This window comes from Pseudomonas sp. 3296 (assembly GCF_031456615.1).
Lineage (GTDB): Bacteria > Pseudomonadota > Gammaproteobacteria > Pseudomonadales > Pseudomonadaceae > Aquipseudomonas > Aquipseudomonas mucoides.
This window is the reverse complement of the sequence record NZ_JAVDUY010000001.1, coordinates 497005-518308: the sequence shown is the minus strand read 5'-3', so window position 1 is coordinate 518308 and position 21304 is coordinate 497005. Positions and strand designations below refer to the sequence as shown.

Here is a 21304-nt window from a genome sequence, read left to right as displayed (position 1 = left end):
GTCATGGCCCACGAACTTTATACCCGTACCAATCAGAAGATTTATTTCGCCGGCCTGTCGCTTGAAGCGCTCGCCAAGGCCGAAGAGGGGCGGGCAATGAACTCGCTGGCGCTGATCCAGGCAGGGCGCGAATCGGCGTTGTTTCACCTGTACGGTGCCTTGCTGGGGCTGTGCCATGAAATCGCCGGGTTCTATCGCTTGCCACAAGCCAACGCGCCTCGGGCTGAGTTGTTGCTGACTCGAGAGGTCCTCGAAGCCATCGCGATTCCTGAAATGGCGGAGATGGTCGAGCTCGCGCAAAATCCTGAAACCTGGTTGGCCAAATTGCTGGCGGCCCATGCGGCGTTGTTTCAACCGCCCCGCGCGCCGCACAAGCCTAAAGGCGACGTGACTCAGCCGCTGATCCTGGCCGTTAACCTGGATGCAGAAGAGGCGCCTGAAGAATTGAGCCGGGAAGAGCTGGAAAGCTGGCGTCAGAACCTGAAAGGTCTGGCGATCCGGTTTCGCGAAGGATTGAACGAGTGCTGAAGGATTAAGCGTAAAGACGGATGCCCCGACAGGGTGTCCGCTCAGGGATGAGTGCAAAAAGATATTTCACTGCAATGACATCTGGTCAACTTGCTGAGCGAAGCCTGACCGATGCCTATATAATCCCCGCCTTTCGTGGAGAACAGACCTTTATGCCAACGTCCTTTCTAGAAATTGTCGAGTTACCAGACGGCCGTATCGAGCTGCGCAGGGCCGAGGACGAGGGTTCTCTGGTTACTTTGGATTTCTCCGAGGATGCCAAGGCGTTCCTGCAAGGCCAATACGTGGAAGTCGCCAAGGCGATGTTGAGCGTCGGCGTTCAGATGGCGGGGCGTCTGGTTGAAGGCGAATTTGAAAAGGATCAAGGGACTCGCGTCCTTCATTGATTCCGCCCGTCGGTAATACGGGTATCGCTACAGGTCGGCTTCTCTATCCTTGGAGAAGCCCTGCGCAGTTCTAAGCGCCCGTTGTTTCAACCCAGTCGAATATTCAAGCTTTGTGCGTCCCCGGTCCGGGCGGCGCTGATCAACTGTTGCCGTGATGTTGTGTTCAATGGGTTGAGCCAGCTGACCACTGTGTGGCTGCGGCCCAGGCGCAAGGCTTCGCAGGTCAACTGCTGAGCGCTTTGAGTGCCGCGAGGTTGCAGCAGCAGAATGCGTTCGCGATTGAGGCCGGCGTCCCGCAGCCAAGCCTGGGTCAGGCTCGCTGGTGGGGCAATCAGTGTCAGCCAGCGTGCGTCCTGGTCTTGGCTCAACTCCCTGAGAATCGGTGCCAGAAGGTTCAGGCAGTTTCCCGCTGCACCACGTAGCGACAGCTCACTGAAGACTTCGGGCTCGGCGCTCCAGGGCGACTCGACCACGTCTTTCAGGATCGGCGCCAGGGGTTGCGCCATGAATGCCTCGAACAGTGGCAATTGGGCTTGCTGTGATGTGTGTGGGAACTGCATAAAGCCTCCTTTAGCGGCGAATCACGCCGACACTCAAGCCTTCAATCACCAGTTCCTGATCTTTCAGGTTCACTTCGATAGGGGCAAATTCAGGGTTTTCGGCAATCAACCAGACCTTGCTGCCATCACGCTTGAAGCGCTTGACCGTCACTTCATCGCCGATACGTGCGACCACGATCTGGCCGTTACGGGCTTCACGCGTGGTGTGTACGGCCAGCAGGTCGCCGTCGAAAATACCGACGTCCTTCATGCTCATGCCATGAACGCGCAGTAAATAGTCGGCGCGCGGATGGAAGAAAGCAGGGTTGATGTTGCAGGACTCTTCGATGTGCTGCTGGGCCAGAATGGGGGCGCCGGCAGCCACTCGACCAATGATTGGCAGGGTGGATTCGTCGGCCTTGGCTTCGAAACCTGGAATACGAATGCCACGGGAAGCGCCCGGGGTCATCTCGATGGCGCCTTTGCGGGCCAGCGCCTTAAGGTGTTCTTCCGCTGCGTTGGGTGATTTGAAGCCCAGTTCCTGAGCGATTTCCGCGCGAGTCGGCGGGTAGCCGTTGTCTTCGAGGCAGCGTTTGATGAAGGCCAGAATCTCTGCTTGGCGTGGCGTCAGCTTTAGCATTTTGGTCGCTCTGTCTTTTTATACAGTGACTGGGATTATATACAGTGAAAGCGTCTTGGCAATGCCCCTTTTTTTATCGGCCGCCGGACGGTCGAGCCACCCGCTGATTGAAGCTTCGCCGTTGTATGGTTAAATAGCTGACCGACCATTCCCAAAACGAACGGCCAAGCTTGACAAGACACAGGCTGAAACGTATGTTTCAAACAAGTGTTTGTCAGGCGGAGTAGCCATGGCCCAGTCGGAAACCGTTGAACGCATTCTTGATGCTGCCGAGCAGTTGTTCGCGGAAAAAGGTTTCGCTGAAACCTCATTGCGTCTGATCACCAGCAAGGCCGGTGTCAATCTGGCGGCGGTGAACTATCACTTCGGCTCCAAGAAGGCGCTGATCCAGGCGGTCTTTTCGCGCTTCCTCGGACCGTTCTGCCTGAGCCTTGATAAAGAGCTGGAGCGGCGTCAGGCCAAGCCTGAAAACAAGCCGACCCTCGAAGAACTGCTGGAAATCCTCGTCGAGCAAGCCCTGGTGGTACAGCCACGCAGCGGCAACGATCTCTCCATCTTCATGCGTCTGTTGGGTCTGGCATTCAGTCAGAGCCAAGGCCACTTGCGCCGTTACCTGGAAGACATGTACGGCAAGGTGTTCCGCCGCTACATGATGCTGGTCAACGAAGCCGCGCCGCGCATTCCGCCGATCGAACTGTTCTGGCGCGTGCACTTCATGCTCGGCGCTGCGGCGTTCAGCATGTCGGGGATCAAGGCCTTGCGCGCGATTGCCGAGACCGATTTCGGCGTCAACACCTCCATTGAGCAAGTGATGCGTCTGATGGTGCCGTTCCTGGCCGCAGGCATGCGTGCGGAAACCGGCGTGACCGACACCGCCATGGCCACCGCTCAGCTGCGTCCACGTAGCAAATCAGTCCCGGCTGGCGCCAAGGTTTAACCGCACACGGGTGGGCGCGGCAGCTGACATCCGCTAAGCTAGCCGCCCATGCCGACTCTCGTTCTGAACCCGTTCCCCATTCGTATCGCCGACCTGCCGGGTATCGCCCATGGCGGCGAATACGTGCGGGTCGGGTTTCTCGTTATCAAGGAATCTCTATGACTGCTGGCCTGCAAGGCTCGTTGATGGTGGACGTCGCCGGTACTTGGCTGACGGCGGAAGATCGCCAATTGTTGCGCCAGCCCGAAGTGGGCGGCCTGATCATTTTCGCACGTAACATCGAAACTCCGCGCCAAGTGCGCGAGTTGAGCGCTTCGATTCGTGCCATTCGCCCCGATCTGCTGCTGGCGGTGGACCAGGAGGGCGGTCGCGTTCAACGTTTGCGCCAAGGGTTCGTGCGCCTGCCAGCCATGCGTGCAATCGCCGACAATCCGAACGCGGAATACCTGGCCGAGCAATGTGGCTGGATCATGGCCACCGAAGTGCTGGCCGTCGGCCTCGACCTGAGTTTTGCCCCGGTGCTGGATCTGGATTATCAGCGCAGTGCCGTCGTCGGCACCCGTTCATTTGAAGGTGATCCCGAGCGCGCAGCACTGCTGGCCGGCGCATTCATCCGCGGCATGAACAGCGCCGGCATGGCGGCCACCGGCAAGCATTTTCCCGGTCATGGCTGGGCCGAAGCTGATTCCCACGTCGCCATTCCGAATGATGAGCGCAGCCTCGACGAGATCCGCGCCAATGACCTGGTGCCGTTCGCCAAACTGAGCAAGCAACTGGCCGCTGTCATGCCGGCTCACGTGATTTATCCACAAGTCGACTCCCAGCCTGCCGGCTTCTCTCGGCGCTGGTTGCAGGACATCCTGCGTGGCGAGTTGCAATTCGATGGCGTGATCTTCAGCGACGACCTGTCGATGGCCGGCGCCCATGTGGTGGGCGACGCCGCCAGCCGTATCGAAGCCGCGTTGACCGCTGGCTGCGACATGGGCCTGGTGTGCAACGACCGCGCAGCTGCGGAATTGGCGCTGAGCGCTGCTCAGCGCCTGAAGGTCAAACCGTCGGAGCGAATTGCGCGGATGCGCGGCCAGTCCTACGCCAATACTGAATACCGGCAGAACCCGCGCTGGCTGGCGGCTGTCGGTGCGCTCAAAGACGCTCAACTGATTGAATAAGGACTTTACGTTATGACGGTTTACGCGATTATCGGTGGCACCGGCCTGACTCAACTCGAAGGCCTGAACATTCGTCAGTCACTGGCGGTGGACACTCCTTATGGTCCGCCTTCGGCCGAGGTTCATATCGGCGAATACGCCGGCAAGGAAGTGTTGTTCCTCGCGCGTCATGGTCATCCGCACCGTTTGCCGCCGCATCAGGTGAACTACCGCGCCAACCTCTGGGCATTGAAGCAGGCGGGCGCCGAAGCGATTCTTGCGGTCAACGCCGTGGGCGGCATTCATGCGGCGATGGGCACCGGGCATTTTTGCGTGCCGCATCAGCTGATCGACTATACCAGTGGTCGTGAACACACCTATTTCGCCGATGATCTTGAGCACGTCACCCACATCGACTTCAGCTATCCCTACAGCGAACCGGTGCGTCAGCAGTTGATCGCGGCGCTGGCGGCTGAAGGCGTGGGTTACAGCAGTCATGGCGTGTATGCCTGCACCCAGGGCCCTCGGCTGGAAACCGTTGCTGAAATCGCGCGACTTGAGCGTGATGGCTGCGACATTGTCGGCATGACCGGCATGCCGGAAGCGGCACTCGCGCGTGAGCTGGCGCTGGATTACGCGTGCCTGGCGTTGGTGGTGAATCCGGCGGCAGGTAAGTCGACGGCGGTGATTACCATGGCCGAGATCGAGCAGGCGTTGCATGACGGGATGGGGAAGGTGAAGTCGACGTTGGCGCGGGTGTTGAAGGGGTAAGTCAGCCTTTGCACCGAGTTGATTCAATCGCGGGCAAGCCACGCTCCCACAGATTCAGTGATTTCCTGGGGGAGCGTGGCTTGCCCGCGATGGCTATGAAACTGGCAACGCAAATTTCAGCGCTTTTCGAGCTTATCCGGCAACGGCGCAAACAACGCTTCAATATCATCACTCTGCAACTTCCAGTCCCCGGTCTTGCGTCCATCCAATACGCCAGCCGCCAGGTCGGATTTTTCTTTCTGCAGATGCTGAATCTTCTCTTCCACCGTGCCTCGGGCAATCATCTTGTAGACGAATACCGGTTTTTCCTGACCGATACGATATGCCCGGTCAGTCGCCTGGTTTTCCGTCGCCGGGTTCCACCACGGATCGTAGTGAATCACCGTATCCGCTTCGGTCAGGTTCAAACCAACACCGCCAGCCTTCAGGCTGATCAGAAAAATCTGACGCTTGCCGCTCTGAAAGTCCTTCACGGGTGCGCGTCGGTCGCGGGTTTGTCCCGTTAGCAGGGCATACTCGACGCCACGTTTCTTCAGTTCGACTTCGATAAGCGCCAGCATCGACGTGAACTGCGAGAACAACAGAATCCGTCGACCTTCTTCAAACAATTCATCAAGCATTTCCATCAGGCTGTCGAGCTTGCCTGATGTGCTGCCACGCGTCGGCAGGGCGGCATCGTTGACCAGGCGCAAATCACAACACACCTGACGCAGCTTCAGCAGTGCCTCGAGAATGATGATCTGGCTGCGCGCCACCCCTTTGCGGGTGATCTCGTCGCGAACTTTCTTGTCCATCGCCAGGCGCATGGTTTCATACACATCGCGCTGGGCTTCGTTGAGTTCGACCCAGTGAATGATCTCGGTCTTCGGTGGCAATTCCGTCGCGACCTGTTCCTTGGTCCTGCGTAAAAGGAACGGTTTGATCCGGCCATTGAGGTGCTGAAGCCTGACTTCACTGGCACGCTTTTCAATCGGCACCCGGTAATCGCGGTTGAAGCTTTTCACGTCGCCCAGCCAACCGGGCAGCAGAAAGTGGAACAGCGACCACAGCTCGCCGAGGTGGTTTTCCAGCGGCGTGCCGCTCAGGCACAAACGCTGGCGTGCGTTCAGCTCGCGGGCTGCCTGGGCCGCCTTGCTATTGGGGTTTTTGATGTACTGGGCTTCATCCAGCACCAGCACGTGCAACGGCTGCGCGGCCAGGCGTTCGACGTCCTTGGGCAGCAGCGCATACGTGGTCAGGATCAGGTCGTAGTCGGCCAACTGGTCAAAATGCTTTTTGCGACTGGCACCGTACAGCGCCAGCACTTTGAGTTGCGGCGTGAAGTGCGCTGCTTCGTCGAGCCAGTTCGGGATCAGACTGGTGGGCATCACCACCATGCAGGGGCGATCGAGGCGTCCAGCCGCTTTTTCAGTGAGAACATGCGCCAGGGTTTGTAGGGTTTTGCCCAGGCCCATGTCGTCCGCGAGAATCCCGCCGACTTCCAAATGCCGTAGCGACTGCATCCAGCTCAGGCCTTCCAGCTGATAAGGACGCAACGTCGCGTTCAAGCCTTCAGGGGCCGTCGCCGTGTAGTCCTTGATGTCGCGCAAGCGTTGGGCAAACGTGCGGATCTGTTCGCCGCCTTCCCAAAGCAGCGGCAAGTCTTCCAGCGGATTCAAGCGCGTGGCGTCCGCTTTGCTCAAACGTAGGGTGGTTTCGCCGGGCTCCTGCAGATAGAACTCGCCGAGCGTCGCCAACACTGGTTTCAAGCGGCCGAAGGGCAGGGCGACTTGCAGCGGACCGTACTCGGAGTTCGGCCGATTGGGAATGTTCACCAGAATCAGCTCGTCGTCTCGACGTCGTGCGAGGCGCTCCGGGTTGAGGATTTCAGTGTGCGAGCGCATCAGATTCAACAGGATCGGCAGCAAACTCAGGCGCTCACCGTTAACAATGATCCCCAACTCCAGATCAAACCAGTCGCGCTCCGGTGCTTGCTCGACGGTGGCGTACCAGTCGTCCACAGCGGTCAGGTCGAAACCGAAATCCTCATCGATCTGCAACTCCCAGCCCTGAGTGCGCAGCTTCGGCAACTCGTTGAGAGTGAACGTCAGCCAAGCGCTGTCGTTAACCATCTCATAGAGCTCACCGGCACTTTCCGGCAAGGCCTTGCTTTGCCGGGTGGCGATTTTGAAGCCGAGGATTCGCAGCTGTTCCCTGTAGGTTTGTTCCACATCCGGGTGGCGTTTTATCCGCAGCGTCTGGGTTTCCTGGCGGATCAGGATGTCAGCGTTCTTCTGCCCGGCAACGTACTCATCCAGATAGTTGAACGACAGTGCGGCGCGATGCTGAATGTAACGCTGCATTTTGCCGTTGCGTGGTTCGAAAGCACTGAACTCGACACTCGCCAGCCACAGACGAGGCACCGGTTGTACGTTATCCACAAGCACTTGCGGAGGCGCTTTCGGTCCGCGATTTTCCAGGACGGCCTGAAGTCTTTCCAGCAGGTCGGCGTCTTGGGCTGCCGCAGGGTAGGCCAGTGTTTCCTGGACTTTAAGCAACACCGCCGCGCAATGTTTGCAGTTGCTGTGAACCGGGCAGGTGCAAGTGGCATCGACCATCAGCAAAGTGGCTTTGGCTGACTCGCGCAGGCGAATGGTCTGACGGTATACATTACCGCCAGAGCCTTCGCACGCCGCAGTGATCGTGGCGTCTCCGACCTCGACGATCCTGACACGATTCTCCAGCGCGTAGCGGCGGCCACGCTCCAGGCTCTGTTCCTTGAATCGGCTGACCCAGGAAGGTGCCAGGGGTTTGCTCAGGGTCGAGGGCATAGGGACTTCAATCAGTCCGGTATTTCATCGGGGACTGGCCGAGGCGCAGGGGCGGTGAGCGAGGTGATCTTGATCAGCAGGCCGAGGTGGCCGTTGTCGAGGAAGTTCAGCTGGCCGTTTTTGGTGTGGCTTTCTTGCTTGAGGCGTTCGCTGGCGGTGACCATACCATTGCCGTCGATCTGGTTGACCCAGAAGTCGGCATCAACGTCGGTGAAGCGCCCCAGTTTCAGGTTCAACGTGCCCTCGATCGGGAACTGACCATATTGATCCTTGCCATCGCTGATCGCCACTTTGCTGGCTTGTTCCCCGAGGGTTTGTTGCCAGGCTTTATGCAACAACACGGTGTAGTCAGCACTGGCCGTGAGTTTTTGCACTTCGCTATTCAGGTTCGGCGTACGCAGGCTGTCCTTGCTGATGGGTTGCGCCCCGGCAGCCCAGTCTTCTGGCGCGGCGCGGCTGATGATAGCGGGTACGGCGTTTTGCCGGACCAGGATCATTTCAATCTGATACAGATCATCGGCAAACGCCGTGGGTGCGACCAGTGTTATCAGCAGGGTCAGTGAACGAAACAGGCGCATGCGGCGTCCTTCAAGCAGTTTTCGGGATAAGGAGCTCAAGCAGCGCCTCTACAGTATTAAAGCGTTCTTCCGAGCGCTCCATCGGCACCATGAATTTAAACATCGTGGCACCTTCGAATTTGTAGCGTTTGGGCTGGCCCTGAATCAGTTTGATCAGCGTCAGCGGATCGACCGGTGTCTGTGCCGCGAACTCGATTCGGCCACCTTGCGGGCCGCCGTCGACTTTCTTGATGCCCAGCAATTCGGCCTGCAACTTCAGCGCCGTGATGCGCATCAGGTTTTTGGTCGGCTCCGGCAACAGGCCGAATCGGTCGATCATCTCGACTTGCAGGTCCTTGAGACCTTCTTCGTCAGTGGCCGAAGCGATGCGTTTGTAGAGAATCAACCGAGCGTGAACGTCCGGCAGATAGTCTTCCGGAATCAACGCCGGTACACGCAGATTGACTTCCGGGCCGCCGCCCAGCGGCTGATCGAGGTTCGGCTGCTCGCCTTTACGGATCGACTTCACCGCGCGCTCGAGCATTTCCATGTACAGCGTAAAGCCAACCGCCTGGATCTGCCCGCTCTGACCATCGCCCAACAGCTCGCCAGCGCCACGGATTTCCAGGTCATTGGTGGCAAGCACGAAACCTGCGCCAAGGTCCTGGGTGTTGGCGATCGCTTCCAGGCGCTTTTCCGCATCCGGAGTGATCTGCTGGCGTGGTGGTGTCAGCAGGTACGCGTAAGCCTGGTGGTGACTGCGCCCGACACGGCCGCGCAACTGGTGCAATTGCGCCAAGCCGAACTTGTCGGCGCGCTCGATGATGATGGTGTTGGCACTCGGCACATCGATGCCGGTTTCGATGATGGTCGAGGCAATCAGCACGTTGAAGCGCTTGTGATAGAAGTCGCTCATCACTTGTTCGAGTTCGCGCTCGCGCATCTGCCCATGGCCGATGCCGATCCGTGCTTCCGGCACCAGTTCGGCGAGGTCGGCGGCGCATTTCTCGATGGTCTTCACGTCGTTGTGCAGGTAATAAACCTGGCCGCCACGCAGCAGCTCGCGAAGCAGGGCCTCTTTGACCGTGCTCTTGTTCTGCTCCATGACGAAGGTCCGCACCGACAGGCGACGGGCCGGCGGGGTGGCGATGATCGACAGGTCGCGCATGCCCGACACGGCCATGTTCAGCGTGCGCGGTATCGGCGTGGCAGTCAGGGTCAGGATATCGACTTCGCTGCGCAGGGCCTTGAGCTGTTCTTTCTGACGCACACCAAAGCGGTGTTCTTCGTCGATGATCACCAAACCGAGGTTTTTGATCTTCACGTCATCTTGCAGCAATTTGTGCGTGCCGATCACAATGTCGATCTTGCCTTCGGCCAGTTCCGCGACTGCGGCGTTTACTTCCTTCGTCGACTTGAAGCGGCTCATCACTTCCACGGTCACCGGCCAATCGGCGAAGCGGTCGCGGAAGCTGTTGTAATGCTGTTGGGCGAGCAGGGTGGTCGGCACCAGAATCGCCACCTGACGACCGCCGTGCACCGCGATAAAGGCGGCGCGCATGGCCACTTCGGTCTTGCCGAAACCCACGTCGCCGCAGACCAGGCGATCCATCGGTTTCGGCGCGAGCATGTCGGCACGTACCGCTTCGATGGTGGTTTGCTGGTCGGGGGTTTCTTCGAACGGGAAGCCTGCGCTGAAGGTTGCGTAGTCGGCTTTCGGGTCTTCGAACGCATAACCTTCGCGGGCGGCGCGACGGGCATAAATGTCGAGCAACTCGGCGGCGACATCGCGCACCTGTTCGGCGGCTTTGCGCTTGGCTTTTTGCCAGGTTTCGGAGCCGAGACGGTGCAGCGGGGCCAAGGCATCGTCGCTGCCGGTGTAGCGAGCGATCAGGTGCAGGTTGGCCACCGGCACGTACAACTTGGCGCCTTCGGCATATTGCAGCGTGAGGAATTCGGCGGCCTGATCGTCGATCTCCAACGTTGCCAGTCCGAGGTAGCGACCGACGCCGTGATCGATGTGCACCACTGGCGCGCCTTCGCGCAGCTCAGTGAGGTTCTTGATGACCGCATCGTTGTTGGCGTCGGCGCGTTTTTCGCGACGACGGCGCTGCATCACGCGCTGACCGAACAATGGGCTTTCGGCCACCAGCGCCAGGGCCGGATTGTCGAGCACCAGGCCTTCATCGAGCGGGGCGATGGTGATTGCCAAGCGCTCTTTGCTCGCGACGAAGTCTGGCCAGCTGTCGACGGTTTTCGGCTTCAGTTTCAGGCGTTCCAGCAATTCCAGCAGCACTTCACGACGGCCCGCGGACTCCGCGGTAAACAGAACGCGTCCGGGGAATTCGTCAAGGAAACCCGCCAGCGCCGCCAATGGCTGAGTGGCCTTGGCTTCGATGGCCAGGTTCGGCAGTTCCCGCGCCGGGAAACGCTCGCGGCCGACACCGGGTTCCACGTCCTGTTGGCTGGCTACCACGCGGGGCCAGTTCTTCAGGCGGGCAAAGCAATCTTCCACCGGCAGGAACAACTCGGCCGGCGGTAATAAAGGACGGGACGGGTCGACGCGGCGCTCTTCGTAACGGTTGCGCACGTCGTTCCAGAAATTTTCCGCCGCTTGCTCGATCCCCGGCAGGGAAAACACTTGCGTGTCCTGCGGCAGGTAATCGAACAGCGTGGAGGTTTCGTCGAAGAACAGCGGCAAGTAGTACTCGATACCGGCCGGTGTAATCCCGCTGCTCAAATCCTGAAAGATCGGGCAGCGGCGGAAGTCGACATCGAAGCGCTCACGGAAGCGTGCCTTGAAGCGAGTGACCGCATCTTTTTGCAACGGGAATTCACGCGCAGGCAACAGGCGGACGGTGTCAACTTTATCGATGGAGCGCTGGTTTTCCGGATCGAACGTGCGCAGGGTCTCGATTTCGTCATCGAACAGGTCAATGCGGAATGGCAGTTTGCTGCCCATCGGAAACAGGTCGATCAGCGAGCCGCGCACCGTGAACTCGCCGTGTTCGTACACCGTGTCGACGTAGCGATAGCCGCTGGCTTCAAGCCGGGTGCGCATTTGCTCGACGTCGAGCTTCTGGCCAACGTCCAGCACCAGGCTGCTGCCGAGCAGGAACTTGGTCGGCGCCAGGCGATGCAGGGCGGTGGTGATCGGCACCACTAGAACACCATGGCTCAGCTCCGGCAGTCTATAAAGGGCGGAGATGCGCTGGGAAATAATGTCCTGGTGCGGCGAAAACAGATCGTAGGGCAGGGTTTCCCAGTCCGGGAAATGCAGCACGGGCAAATCCGGGGCGAAGAAACTCAGCTCCTGTTCCAGCCGCTCGGCACTTTGGCTGTCGGCGGTCAGCAGCAGGGTAAAGCGCTTGGCAGCGCTGGCAGCCTCGGCGATGGCCAGGCTGAGGGCGGCACCGGGCAGGTTGCCCCAGTGTTGTTTACCTGCCGCGGCAGGGAGAAGCGGTAGACGCAGAACGGGCACGGAAGGTTGAGCTCCAAGCGTTGCGACAAAGTCGGTAATTGTAGCGGTCCCGGGTGCCGCCTGTCAGTTGCAGACTGTGTCTATTACGCAGGTTTGGCGAAATGTAGTGGTAAAGACAAAATCCGCCGGTTTTTTACTGATATTTGCCGATTATGTAGTGGCAAAACCAACCAGTGTTACGGAGGGTTACGGATAAGGTAGCGTTATCTCCAAAAAATTGACTGTGCTGGAAGCCCCGGTTTTATTGGGCTTCGGCGCAGCGTGATTTTTTTGAACAAGAAAATGTTACGGATCGCACGACAAGCGCGCATTGCTACGGGAGGGAGTCGGCGGCATAATGTAGCCCCTTTTTTCTGCCCCTACATGTGGAAGGTTCCCGTGACTCAGAAGCCCGACCAGTGTCTTGGTGAATGGATCGACCGTGAAGCACTCGCAGAAGCGATGATTCCGCTTATCGGTCAGCTCTACCGCAATAACAACGTGGTGAGCTCGATCTATGGCCGCAGCCTGATCAACCGTTCAGTCATTGCGATTCTCAAAGCTCACCGCTTTGCCCGTCATCGTCAGTCCGATGACAGCGAATTGTCCGTCCACGAAACATTCCCGCTGCTCAAAGCGATGAGCGAGCTCAAGCTCGGCGCCGCTTCGGTTGACCTGGGCAAGCTTGCGGTCAAGTTCAAGGCCGAAGGCAAAGGTCGCACTGCCGAGCAGTTCGTCCGTGAAGAACTGGCTGACGTCGTTGGTCAGCAGAACGTTTCCGCCCGCAAAGGCACCGACGTTGTCCTGTACGGCTTCGGTCGTATCGGTCGTCTGCTGGCGCGTATCCTGATCGAGAAAACCGGTGGTGGCGACGGCCTGCGTCTGCGCGCCATCGTTGTCCGCAAGGGCGCCGAGAACGATCTGGTCAAGCGTGCCAGCCTGCTGCGTCGTGACTCGGTTCATGGTCCGTTCGACGGCACCATTACCATCGATGAAGCCAACAACACCATCACTGCCAACGGCAACCTGATCCAGGTTATCTACGCGAAGAACCCGACTGAAGTGGATTACACCCAGTACGGCATCAAAGACGCGCTGCTGGTGGACAACACCGGTGTATGGCGCGACGCCGAGGGCCTGGGTCAACACCTGGCTTGCCCGGGTATCGACCGCGTTGTTCTGACCGCGCCGGGTAAAGGCAAGCTGAAGAACATCGTTCATGGCATCAACCACGGTGATATCACTGCTGATGACAAGATCGTTTCCGCCGCTTCCTGCACCACCAACGCTATCGTGCCGGTGCTCAAAGCTGTGAACGACAAGTTCGGCATCGTAAATGGTCACGTTGAAACCGTTCACTCGTACACCAACGACCAGAACCTGATCGACAACTTCCACAAAGGCGATCGCCGTGGCCGTAGTGCCGCGCTGAACATGGTGATCACCGAGACTGGTGCTGCCACTGCTGCTGCCAAGGCACTGCCTGAGCTGGCCGGCAAGCTGACCGGTAACGCGATCCGCGTTCCGACGCCAAACGTGTCGATGGCCATTCTCAACCTGAACCTTGAGAAAGCCACCACTCGTGAAGAGATCAACGAGTACCTGCGCCAGATGGCCATGCACTCCGATCTGCATAAGCAAATTGACTACGTCAACTCGCAGGAAGTGGTGTCCACTGACTTCGTTGGCTCGCGCCATGCAGGCGTTGTGGATGCTGAAGCAACCATCACCCAAGACAACCGCGTTGTCCTGTACGTTTGGTACGACAACGAATTCGGTTACAGCTGCCAGGTCGTTCGCGTGATGGAAGACATGGCCGGTGTAAACCCGCCAGCGTTCCCGCGCTAAGCTTCAATAGCTGCACATGAAAACGCCCCGACCTAGGTCGGGGCGTTTTTGTTTGGGCGGTGATCGTTCCCACGCTCTGCGTGGAAATGCCTCAATGGACGCTCCACGTCCGCTTTTCTTGCTGGAGAGAGCAGATCAGGCGTCGCCGACCACTGCCGCTTTCGCCGTCCGCAGCTCATGTTTGTTACCCCGGAACAACACCAGCGTCGCGATCAACCCGAGCACCGCCGCACCACTGAGCCAGATCCCCGGCGCAGCCTTGTTGTCCAGCACATGAATCAGATACGTACACGCCGCCGGGGTAAACCCGCCAAACGTTGCAGTCGCCAAACTGTAAGCCAAAGAGAACCCGGTCGTACGAACCTCAACCGGCATGATCTCGGTCAGCGCCACCACCATGGCGCCGTTGTACGAGCCATACAGGAACGACAGCCACAACTCGACAATCAGCAAATGGCTGAAGCTCGGGTTTGCCACCAGCCACGACAGGGCCGGGTAAGCACTGAGGATTGCCAGAATCGTCGCCGCCAACAGTAGGGGTTTGCGCCCAATCTTGTCGGACACGGTACCCATCACCGGCAGCCAGAAGAAGTTCGACAGGCCGATACACACCGTCACCAGCAGTGCATCCAGGTCCGACAGATGCAGTTCGGCTTTACCGAAAGTCGGGGTGTAAGCGGTGATCAGGTAGAACGACACCGTGGTCATTACCACCAGCGCCATGCCGGCGATAACAATGCCGAAGTTCTGACTGATCGAACGGATGATGTCCCGCAGGGTAGGGCGGTGTTTACGTGCCTGGAACTCCGGCGTTTCTTCCAGCGAACGTCGAATCACGAAGATCACTGGCACGATCATGCAGCCGATCAGGAACGGCACGCGCCAGCCCCAGTCACCCATTTGTTCCGGGCTCAGCCAGTGGTTCAAACCGACGCCCAGCAGGCCGGCGAACACCACTGCGGCTTGCTGGCTGGCGGACTGCCAACTGACGAAAAAGCCCTTGCGACCTGGTGTCGAAATCTCGGCGAGGTACACCGACACGCCGCCCAATTCCACGCCGGCCGAGAAGCCTTGCAGCAGTCGACCGAACAAAACGATCAGTGGCGCCGCGACGCCCAGCGTGGTGTAACCCGGCACGCAGGCAATCAGTACCGTGCCTGCGGCCATCATGGCCAGGGTGATGATCAAGCCTTTGCGACGACCATGACGGTCGATGTAGGCGCCGAGGAAAATGGCCCCCAGCGGACGCATCAGGAAGCCTGCTCCGAACGTGGCCAGTGACAACATCAGGGAAGCGAAGGCGCTGTCGGCAGGGAAGAAGGTTTTAGCGATGGCCGTGGCGTAAAAGCCGTAGACCATAAAGTCGAACATCTCCAGGAAGTTTCCGCTGACGACGCGAAAAATTGCTTTGCCTTTGCTCGTATTGGAAGACATCTCTAGGTACTCACGCTGGATCTTGTTTGAAAACGCGGCACCTGTGTGTGGCGGTCGTAAGTCCCGTCACCGCTATCGCGAGCCGGCTCGCTCCCACAGGTTTTACGTTTGACTGGCGGGCGCAGGCAGACCTCGCTCTCATGCGCTCTGATGCCCATAATGGCGGGCGCGGTTATGAGGGGAGATGAAGATTTGTTAACTGGACGATGGGGTGGGCTTGTGGTGCTGGCCGGCGTTTTGTGCGGTTGTGGCAGCGGCGACAGCCTGGAAAGCTTCGGCGGCCCGACCATGGGCAGCACGTATTCGATCAAGTACGTGCGCCATCCCGGGCTTCCCGCCCCGACGGAAGTTCGTGTTCAGGTCGAAAAGATCCTCGCTGAAGTCGATCAACAAATGTCGACCTACCGCAGCGACTCCGACATCGAACGCTTCAACGATCTGCCTGCTAATCGCTGTCAGAAAATGCCCGCGCCGATCCTCAGGCTGGTGCGTGTCGGTGAGCGTCTGTCCGAACAAAGCGAAGGCTCCTTCGACCTGACGGTGGAACCATTGCTTAACCTCTGGGGTTTTGGCCCGCAGGCCCGGGAAGAAAACATCCCCACCGCTCAAGCGCTGGCCGGAGTGCGGCAGCGAGTCGGTTACCAGCACCTGCGTATTGATAATGATCAGCTGTGCAAGGACGCGGCGGTCGAGGTCGACTTCAACAGCATTGCCGCCGGTTACGCGGTCGATACGATTGCCGAAAAACTCGACGCAATGGGCATCCACAACTACCTCGCCGAAGCCACTGGCGAACTCAAGGCGGCCGGCAAGAAGCTCGACGGCTTACCCTGGCGCATTGCCCTGGAAGAGCCTCGTGATGATCAGCAAGTGGCTGAGCGCATCATTGCCGTCGACGGTTATGGCGTTTCCACGTCGGGTGACTACCGAAACTATTTCGTGCAGGACGGTCGGCGATATTCCCACACCTTTGATGCTCGCACCGGTGCACCGATCCTGCACACCCTGGCGTCAGTCACGGTGATTCATCCTTCAGCGTTGATGGCCGATGGACTATCGACGCTGTTGCTGATTCTCGGTCCTGAACGGGGTTGGGACTATGCCCAGGCACATGACATCGGTGCATTTTTTGTGATTCGTGCCGATACAGGTTTCGTCACACGGACCAATCAGGCTTTTGAGCGCCTCAGTGGCGGCAAAACCCAGTGATGGCAATGATTCAAGCAGTGAAGACTGGCGTTGTAGTGCAGGCAAAACTAGCCTACGACGCGACCAAGGGTTAATGTGCGCGGCGTTGACGCTTCTATAGACTGTGTCCGGGTTCTGCACTGGCCCCAAATTGTTCCTTCATGCCGCAGATCGGCGTGATTTAGCCGCAGGGCGCCGATGGCGCCGCGGCCTGTTCTGAGGAGTACGCATGGCTGTCTACAACTACGACGTGGTGGTGTTGGGTTCCGGCCCGGCGGGAGAAGGCGCGGCAATGAACGCCGCCAAAGCAGGGCGCAAGGTCGCGATGGTCGACAGCCGTCGCCAGGTCGGCGGCAACTGCACCCACCTCGGCACCATCCCGTCCAAGGCACTGCGTCACTCGGTGCGGCAGATCATGCAGTTCAACACCAACCCGATGTTCCGGGCCATTGGTGAGCCGCGCTGGTTCTCGTTTCCGGACGTGCTGAAAAGCGCCGAGAAAGTCATTTCCAAACAAGTCGCTTCGCGCACTGGCTACTACGCCCGTAACCGCGTCGACGTATTCTTCGGCACCGGCAGCTTTGCTGACGAGCAAACCATCGAAGTGGTCTGCGCCAACGGTGTAGTCGAAAAACTGGTGGCCAAGCACATCATCATCGCCACCGGCTCGCGTCCTTATCGCCCGGCAGACATCGATTTCCACCATCCGCGTATCTACGATAGCGACACCATCCTCAGCCTCGGCCACACCCCGCGTAAACTCATCGTTTACGGCGCAGGCGTGATCGGTTGCGAATACGCCTCGATCTTCAGCGGTCTGGGTGTACTGGTTGAGCTGGTGGATAACCGCGGTCAGTTGTTGAGCTTCCTTGACTCGGAAATTTCCCAGGCGTTGAGCTACCACTTCAGCAACAACAACATCACGGTTCGCCACAACGAAGACTACGACCGCGTCGAAGGCGTGGACAACGGTGTGATCCTGCACCTCAAGTCCGGCAAGAAGATCAAGGCCGATGCCTTGCTCTGGTGCAACGGTCGTACTGGCAACACCGATCAGTTGGGTCTGGAAAACATCGGCGTGAAGGTCAACAGCCGTGGCCAGATCGAAGTCGACGAAGCCTACCGCACCTGCGTACCGAACATTTACGGTGCCGGTGACGTGATCGGCTGGCCGAGCCTGGCGAGTGCCGCCCACGACCAGGGTCGTTCGGCCGCTGGCAGCATCGTCGATAACAACAGCTGGCGCTTCGTGAATGACGTGCCGACCGGCATCTACACCATTCCGGAGATCAGCTCGATCGGCAAGAACGAGCAGGAGCTGACCCAGGCCAAGGTGCCGTACGAAGTGGGCAAGGCGTTCTTCAAGAGCATGGCGCGTGCACAGATCGCAGGCGAGCCTCAGGGCATGCTGAAGATCCTTTTCCACCGCGAAACCCTGGAAGTGCTGGGCGTTCACTGCTTCGGTTATCAGGCGTCGGAGATCGTGCACATCGGTCAGGCGATCATGAGCCAGCCAGGCGAACTGAACACCCTGAAGTATTTTGTCAACACGACGTTTAACTACCCGACCATGGCTGAAGCCTATCGGGTAGCGGCGTACGATGGCCTCAACCGGCTTTTTTGAGCGGCTCCGGCCGGTGGCCTGAGCCGGCCGGGGAGACCGATTTCAGCAATTCTCGAGCGTGGCGCTGGCCAAACCGGGAAAGTCTGTAATCAGGCTGTCAACGCCGAAGTCGGCGAGTCTGCGCATCAGCGCGGGCTCGTTGACTGTCCACACCGACACATGCAGCCCCTGACGCTGCGCCTTCTGCAGGCGTTCCGGCGTACACAGCGTCCAGTTCAACGCCAGAATGTCACAGCCATAGCTTTGCGCGACCTTCAGCGGGTCGAGCCAGGCGTATTCGGCTACCAAGCCGCGAGACACATCCGGCACCAGGTCCAGCGCAGCTTTGAGCACTTCGCGTGAACTGGAGGTGATTGTGACCTTGTCGAGCAGGCCGAAACGCTGAGCCATTTCACGAATTGCCAGCACCGTAGTCGCGGCGCGGGTGCGCGAAGCGCTTTTGACTTCCAGCTGCCAGTGATCGAAGTCGCATTTTTCGAATAATTCTTCCAGCGTCGGAATCGGGCAGGGTTTGATCCAGCCCGGGCCACCTTTGCGTGCGTCGTAAGTCACCAGTTCGGCCGCCGTGTGTTCGACGACTTTGCCGCGACGGTCAGTGGTGCGCTTGAGTGTCGGGTCATGGATGACCATCAACTCGTTGTCCATGGACAGGTGCAGGTCCAGTTCGCAACGGCGCACGCCGTGCTTGAGGCACTCCTGAAAGCTGGTCAGGGTGTTTTCCGGTGCTTCGCCCTTGGCGCCGCGATGGCCGTAGATGAGGGTCACGGTTCTTCCTTAAATTAGATGCCTGATTCGTTTTCGCGGGCCAGTCGTCGTTCCTGGGCCTGCTTCTGCAAAATGTAGCGGGCCAGCAATTGCCGCTGGGCATCGGTCGGGCGTTCGAACTCGGTGCCGACGTCAAAGGCGCCCGCCTTGCGGTCGCAATGGGTGACGCGGGCTCGCAGCAACAGGCCGAGGGCTTGCGGCATCAACACCAGTTTGACCGACAGGTGCGCGCCCACGGCGATAGGTGTCGGGTACTGAAAGTCGATGCCACCTTCGGAAATAATCACCGGCTGCGGCTCGCCAATCTGCCCGAGCACGGTGATTGCAATCACCTGGCTGAGTAAATCGATGCGTTTATTCTGGGATTTCAGGAACGCCGCAAGGTTGCGGTCACGTTCACTGATCTGGCGTAGCAGGTGTTGCGACTCGAATTCGCTCAGGTGCAGTTCGCTGAGCAAGTTGAACAGTGGAGAAGCATCCTGCAACACTTCAAGGCCTGCGGCCTCGGGAGCGGACAGGGTCCGAATTTCCAGTGCGATCGTGTCCTCGATACGGTAGTATTCGCGGCGATCTTCTTCATCTAATGTCGACATGGCGAACCCATGGTAGCGGCGGTGGTCTGAGTGTAAAGCTGGTTATCGACCCCCGCCACAAGGACGTTCCTTTTCCCTCCGAACAAGCCCCGACATGTTCAGACCTCTCTTCGTATTTATTGGCACGCGTTATACCCGTGCAAAGCGTCGCAATCATTTTGTGTCGTTCATTTCCCTGACTTCAATGATCGGTCTCGCCCTTGGCGTGGTGGTGATGATTGTGGTGCTGTCGGTCATGAACGGCTTCGATCATGAGATGCGCACCCGCGTGCTGGGCATGGTGCCTCACGCGACCATCGAGTCCAGTGAGCCGATCAGTGACTGGCAAAGCCTGGCCGCCAAGGTCAAGCAAAACCCGCAGGTGACGGCCGTGGCGCCGTTTACCCAGATGCAGGGTTTGCTGACCAACAACGGCAAAGTTTCCAAAGTCCTGCTCAATGCCATCGATCCTGCGCTGGAGCGCAACGTTTCGATCATTGATAACTTCATGCAGCAGGGCAAACTCGACGATCTCGTGCCGGGTGAATTCGGCATCGTCATCGGCGACAAGGCCGCGGCCAAGCTCGGTGCGGCCCTCGGCGACAAGCTGACGTTTGTCGCGCCGGAAGTCACCGTGACCCCGGCCGGCATGTTCCCGCGCATGAAACGCTTTACCGTGGTCGGCATCTTCCATGTCGGTGCCGGTGAGCTGGACGGTTATCTGGGCATCACCAATTTGCAGGATCTGGCCAGGCTGCATCGCTGGAAGCCGGATCAGGTGCAGGGCATCCGCCTGAAGTTCGACGACCTGTTCCAGGCGCCACGCACCGCGTGGAGCATCGCGCAACAACTGGGCGAAGATCGTTATTATGCCCGCGACTGGACCCGCACCCACGGCAACCTGTATCAGGCCATCCGCATGGAAAAAGCCATGATCGGCCTGCTGTTGTTGCTGATCGTCGCCGTTGCCGCATTCAACATCATTTCCACGCTGGTGATGGTGGTGAACGACAAGAAGGGCGATATCGCAATTCTGCGTACTCTGGGCGCCACGCCGCGCACGATCATGGCGATCTTCATGGTGCAGGGCACCGTCATCGGCGTGGTCGGTACGCTGATTGGCGCTGTGGTCGGGATCTTCGCCGCGCTGAACGTCAGCGCCGCGATCTCGGCCCTAGAAGGCGTGATCGGGCATAAATTCCTCAACGCCGACGTGTACTTCATCGATTACCTGCCGTCGCAAGTACAGAGCCAGGACGTCTTGATGGTCTGCGGCGCCGCGTTGGTCCTGAGTTTCCTCGCCACCCTGTATCCAGCCTGGCGTGCCGCGCGCACCCAGCCTGCGGAGGCGCTACGTTATGAGTGAGTCGGGCATGAGTGATAAAGCAATCTTGAGCTGCCGCAACCTGGGCAAATCCTACGAGGAAGGCCCGGAGTCGGTGGAAGTGCTGGCCGGTCTGCAACTGGAGTTGCACCCGGGCGAGCGTGTGGCGATTGTCGGCACCTCGGGTTCGGGCAAAAGTACCTTGCTCAACCTGTTGGGCGGTCTGGATACGCCGACCAAGGGTAGTGTCTGGCTCGACGGTGAAGAACTGTCGGCACTGAGCGAGAAGAATCGCGGCCTGCTGCGTAACCGCTCCCTCGGCTTCGTGTACCAGTTCCACCATTTGCTGCCGGAATTCACCGCGCTGGAAAACGTCTGCATGCCGTTGCTGATCGGCAAGACTGCGATCCCGCAAGCACGTCAGCGTGCCACGGCCTTGCTGGAGCGGGTAGGGCTGGGCCATCGCCTGGAGCACAAGCCGTCCGAGTTGTCCGGCGGCGAACGTCAGCGCGTCGCCATCGCCCGTGCCCTGGTGAACAAGCCAGGCCTGGTGATGCTCGACGAGCCGACCGGCAACCTCGACTCCCACACCGCCCAGGGCATTCAGGATTTGATGCTGGAACTCAGCACCTCGATGCGCACCGCGTTCCTGGTGGTGACCCATGACATGAACCTGGCTCGCCAGATGGATCGCGTCCTGCATTTGCAGGAAGGTTGCCTGACACCCATCTGATTGACCGAAACCCGGCGTCTTGAACGACGTCGGGTCTTTT

The 21304-nt window shown here is 59.1% G+C and carries 18 protein-coding genes; 10 read left to right on the top strand and 8 right to left on the bottom strand.

Features of this window, described 5'->3' with window-relative positions; translation table 11 throughout:
- Positions 1–3: 3 nt before the first annotated feature.
- Together J2X66_RS02535 and J2X66_RS02530 are read left to right on the top strand one after the other, a co-directional pair.
- Positions 4–528: a DUF6586 family protein gene (locus tag J2X66_RS02535; protein WP_027921687.1), complete on the top strand. Its 525-nt coding sequence runs from the start codon at positions 4–6 to the stop codon at positions 526–528.
- 152 nt (positions 529–680) lie between these two features.
- Positions 681–914: a hypothetical protein gene (locus J2X66_RS02530; RefSeq protein WP_027921686.1), complete on the top strand. Its 234-nt coding sequence runs from the start codon at positions 681–683 to the stop codon at positions 912–914.
- An 86-nt stretch (positions 915–1000) separates the two neighbouring features.
- Here J2X66_RS02530 and sulA read toward each other — a convergent pair whose 3' ends face one another.
- Both sulA and lexA read right to left on the bottom strand, forming a co-directional pair.
- Positions 1001–1474 (bottom strand): SOS-induced cell division inhibitor SulA, encoded by a 474-nt coding sequence (sulA, locus tag J2X66_RS02525; protein WP_027921685.1) that lies wholly within the window; start codon positions 1472–1474, stop codon positions 1001–1003.
- 10 nt (positions 1475–1484) lie between these two features.
- The gene (lexA, locus tag J2X66_RS02520; protein ID WP_007944149.1) at positions 1485–2093 is read right to left on the bottom strand and encodes a transcriptional repressor LexA; all 609 of its coding nucleotides are present in this window, start codon (positions 2091–2093) and stop codon (positions 1485–1487) included.
- Positions 2094–2322: 229 nt separating this feature from the next.
- On the opposite strand from lexA, the gene J2X66_RS02515 reads away from it, so the two are divergent.
- The 3 genes from J2X66_RS02515 (at position 2323) to J2X66_RS02505 (ending at position 4949) form a co-directional block, all read left to right on the top strand.
- A complete protein-coding gene (locus J2X66_RS02515; RefSeq protein ID WP_059181302.1) occupies positions 2323–3030 on the top strand; it encodes a TetR/AcrR family transcriptional regulator in 708 nt (235 codons plus the stop codon).
- Between the two features lie 158 nt (positions 3031–3188).
- Positions 3189–4199 carry a beta-N-acetylhexosaminidase gene (gene nagZ, locus J2X66_RS02510; RefSeq protein ID WP_310260441.1) on the top strand — a complete coding sequence of 337 codons (1011 nt, stop codon included), beginning with the start codon at positions 3189–3191 and terminating at the stop codon, positions 4197–4199.
- A gap of 12 nt (positions 4200–4211) precedes the next feature.
- A complete protein-coding gene (locus tag J2X66_RS02505) occupies positions 4212–4949 on the top strand; it encodes an S-methyl-5'-thioinosine phosphorylase (RefSeq protein ID WP_310260437.1) in 738 nt (245 codons plus the stop codon).
- Between the two features lie 116 nt (positions 4950–5065).
- Here the strand turns inward: J2X66_RS02505 and J2X66_RS02500 are convergent, their stop codons facing one another.
- The 3 genes from J2X66_RS02500 to mfd are packed head-to-tail and all read right to left on the bottom strand — an operon-like array spanning position 5066 to position 11797.
- Positions 5066–7759, bottom strand: a complete 2694-nt coding sequence (locus tag J2X66_RS02500) for a DEAD/DEAH box helicase (RefSeq protein ID WP_310260434.1) — start codon at positions 7757–7759, stop codon at positions 5066–5068.
- Positions 7760–7770: 11 nt separating this feature from the next.
- Positions 7771–8337, bottom strand: coding sequence for a CsiV family protein (locus J2X66_RS02495; protein ID WP_310260432.1), 567 nt, complete (start codon positions 8335–8337; stop codon positions 7771–7773).
- Positions 8338–8347: 10 nt separating this feature from the next.
- Complete coding sequence (mfd, locus tag J2X66_RS02490) at positions 8348–11797, bottom strand: transcription-repair coupling factor (protein WP_310260429.1); 3450 nt, start codon at positions 11795–11797, stop codon at positions 8348–8350.
- A gap of 363 nt (positions 11798–12160) precedes the next feature.
- Between mfd and J2X66_RS02485 the strand changes: the two genes are divergently transcribed.
- On the top strand, positions 12161–13624 hold the full coding sequence (locus tag J2X66_RS02485; RefSeq protein WP_027921678.1) for a glyceraldehyde-3-phosphate dehydrogenase: 1464 nt from the start codon (positions 12161–12163) through the stop codon (positions 13622–13624).
- Between the two features lie 135 nt (positions 13625–13759).
- On the opposite strand, the gene J2X66_RS02480 is transcribed toward J2X66_RS02485, so the two are convergent.
- Positions 13760–15058 (bottom strand): MFS transporter, encoded by a 1299-nt coding sequence (locus tag J2X66_RS02480; RefSeq protein ID WP_310260425.1) that lies wholly within the window; start codon positions 15056–15058, stop codon positions 13760–13762.
- 174 nt (positions 15059–15232) lie between these two features.
- Here J2X66_RS02480 and J2X66_RS02475 point away from each other — a divergent pair, with 174 nt between their 5' ends.
- Positions 15233–16267 carry an FAD:protein FMN transferase gene (locus J2X66_RS02475; RefSeq protein WP_310260423.1) on the top strand — a complete coding sequence of 345 codons (1035 nt, stop codon included), beginning with the start codon at positions 15233–15235 and terminating at the stop codon, positions 16265–16267.
- Between the two features lie 208 nt (positions 16268–16475).
- A complete protein-coding gene (gene sthA / locus J2X66_RS02470; RefSeq protein ID WP_007907752.1) occupies positions 16476–17870 on the top strand; it encodes a Si-specific NAD(P)(+) transhydrogenase in 1395 nt (464 codons plus the stop codon).
- A gap of 42 nt (positions 17871–17912) precedes the next feature.
- Here sthA and J2X66_RS02465 read toward each other — a convergent pair whose 3' ends face one another.
- Together J2X66_RS02465 and J2X66_RS02460 are read right to left on the bottom strand one after the other, a co-directional pair.
- Positions 17913–18635 (bottom strand): glycerophosphodiester phosphodiesterase family protein, encoded by a 723-nt coding sequence (locus J2X66_RS02465; protein ID WP_027921675.1) that lies wholly within the window; start codon positions 18633–18635, stop codon positions 17913–17915.
- Between the two features lie 14 nt (positions 18636–18649).
- On the bottom strand, positions 18650–19228 hold the full coding sequence (locus J2X66_RS02460; protein WP_027921674.1) for a PilZ domain-containing protein: 579 nt from the start codon (positions 19226–19228) through the stop codon (positions 18650–18652).
- Positions 19229–19322: 94 nt separating this feature from the next.
- Between J2X66_RS02460 and J2X66_RS02455 the strand changes: the two genes are divergently transcribed.
- A complete protein-coding gene (locus tag J2X66_RS02455) occupies positions 19323–20573 on the top strand; it encodes a lipoprotein-releasing ABC transporter permease subunit (RefSeq protein ID WP_027921673.1) in 1251 nt (416 codons plus the stop codon).
- Between the two features lie 7 nt (positions 20574–20580).
- The gene (gene lolD, locus J2X66_RS02450) at positions 20581–21264 is read left to right on the top strand and encodes a lipoprotein-releasing ABC transporter ATP-binding protein LolD (RefSeq protein ID WP_185045107.1); all 684 of its coding nucleotides are present in this window, start codon (positions 20581–20583) and stop codon (positions 21262–21264) included.
- The last annotated feature ends 40 nt before the right edge of the window (positions 21265–21304 follow it).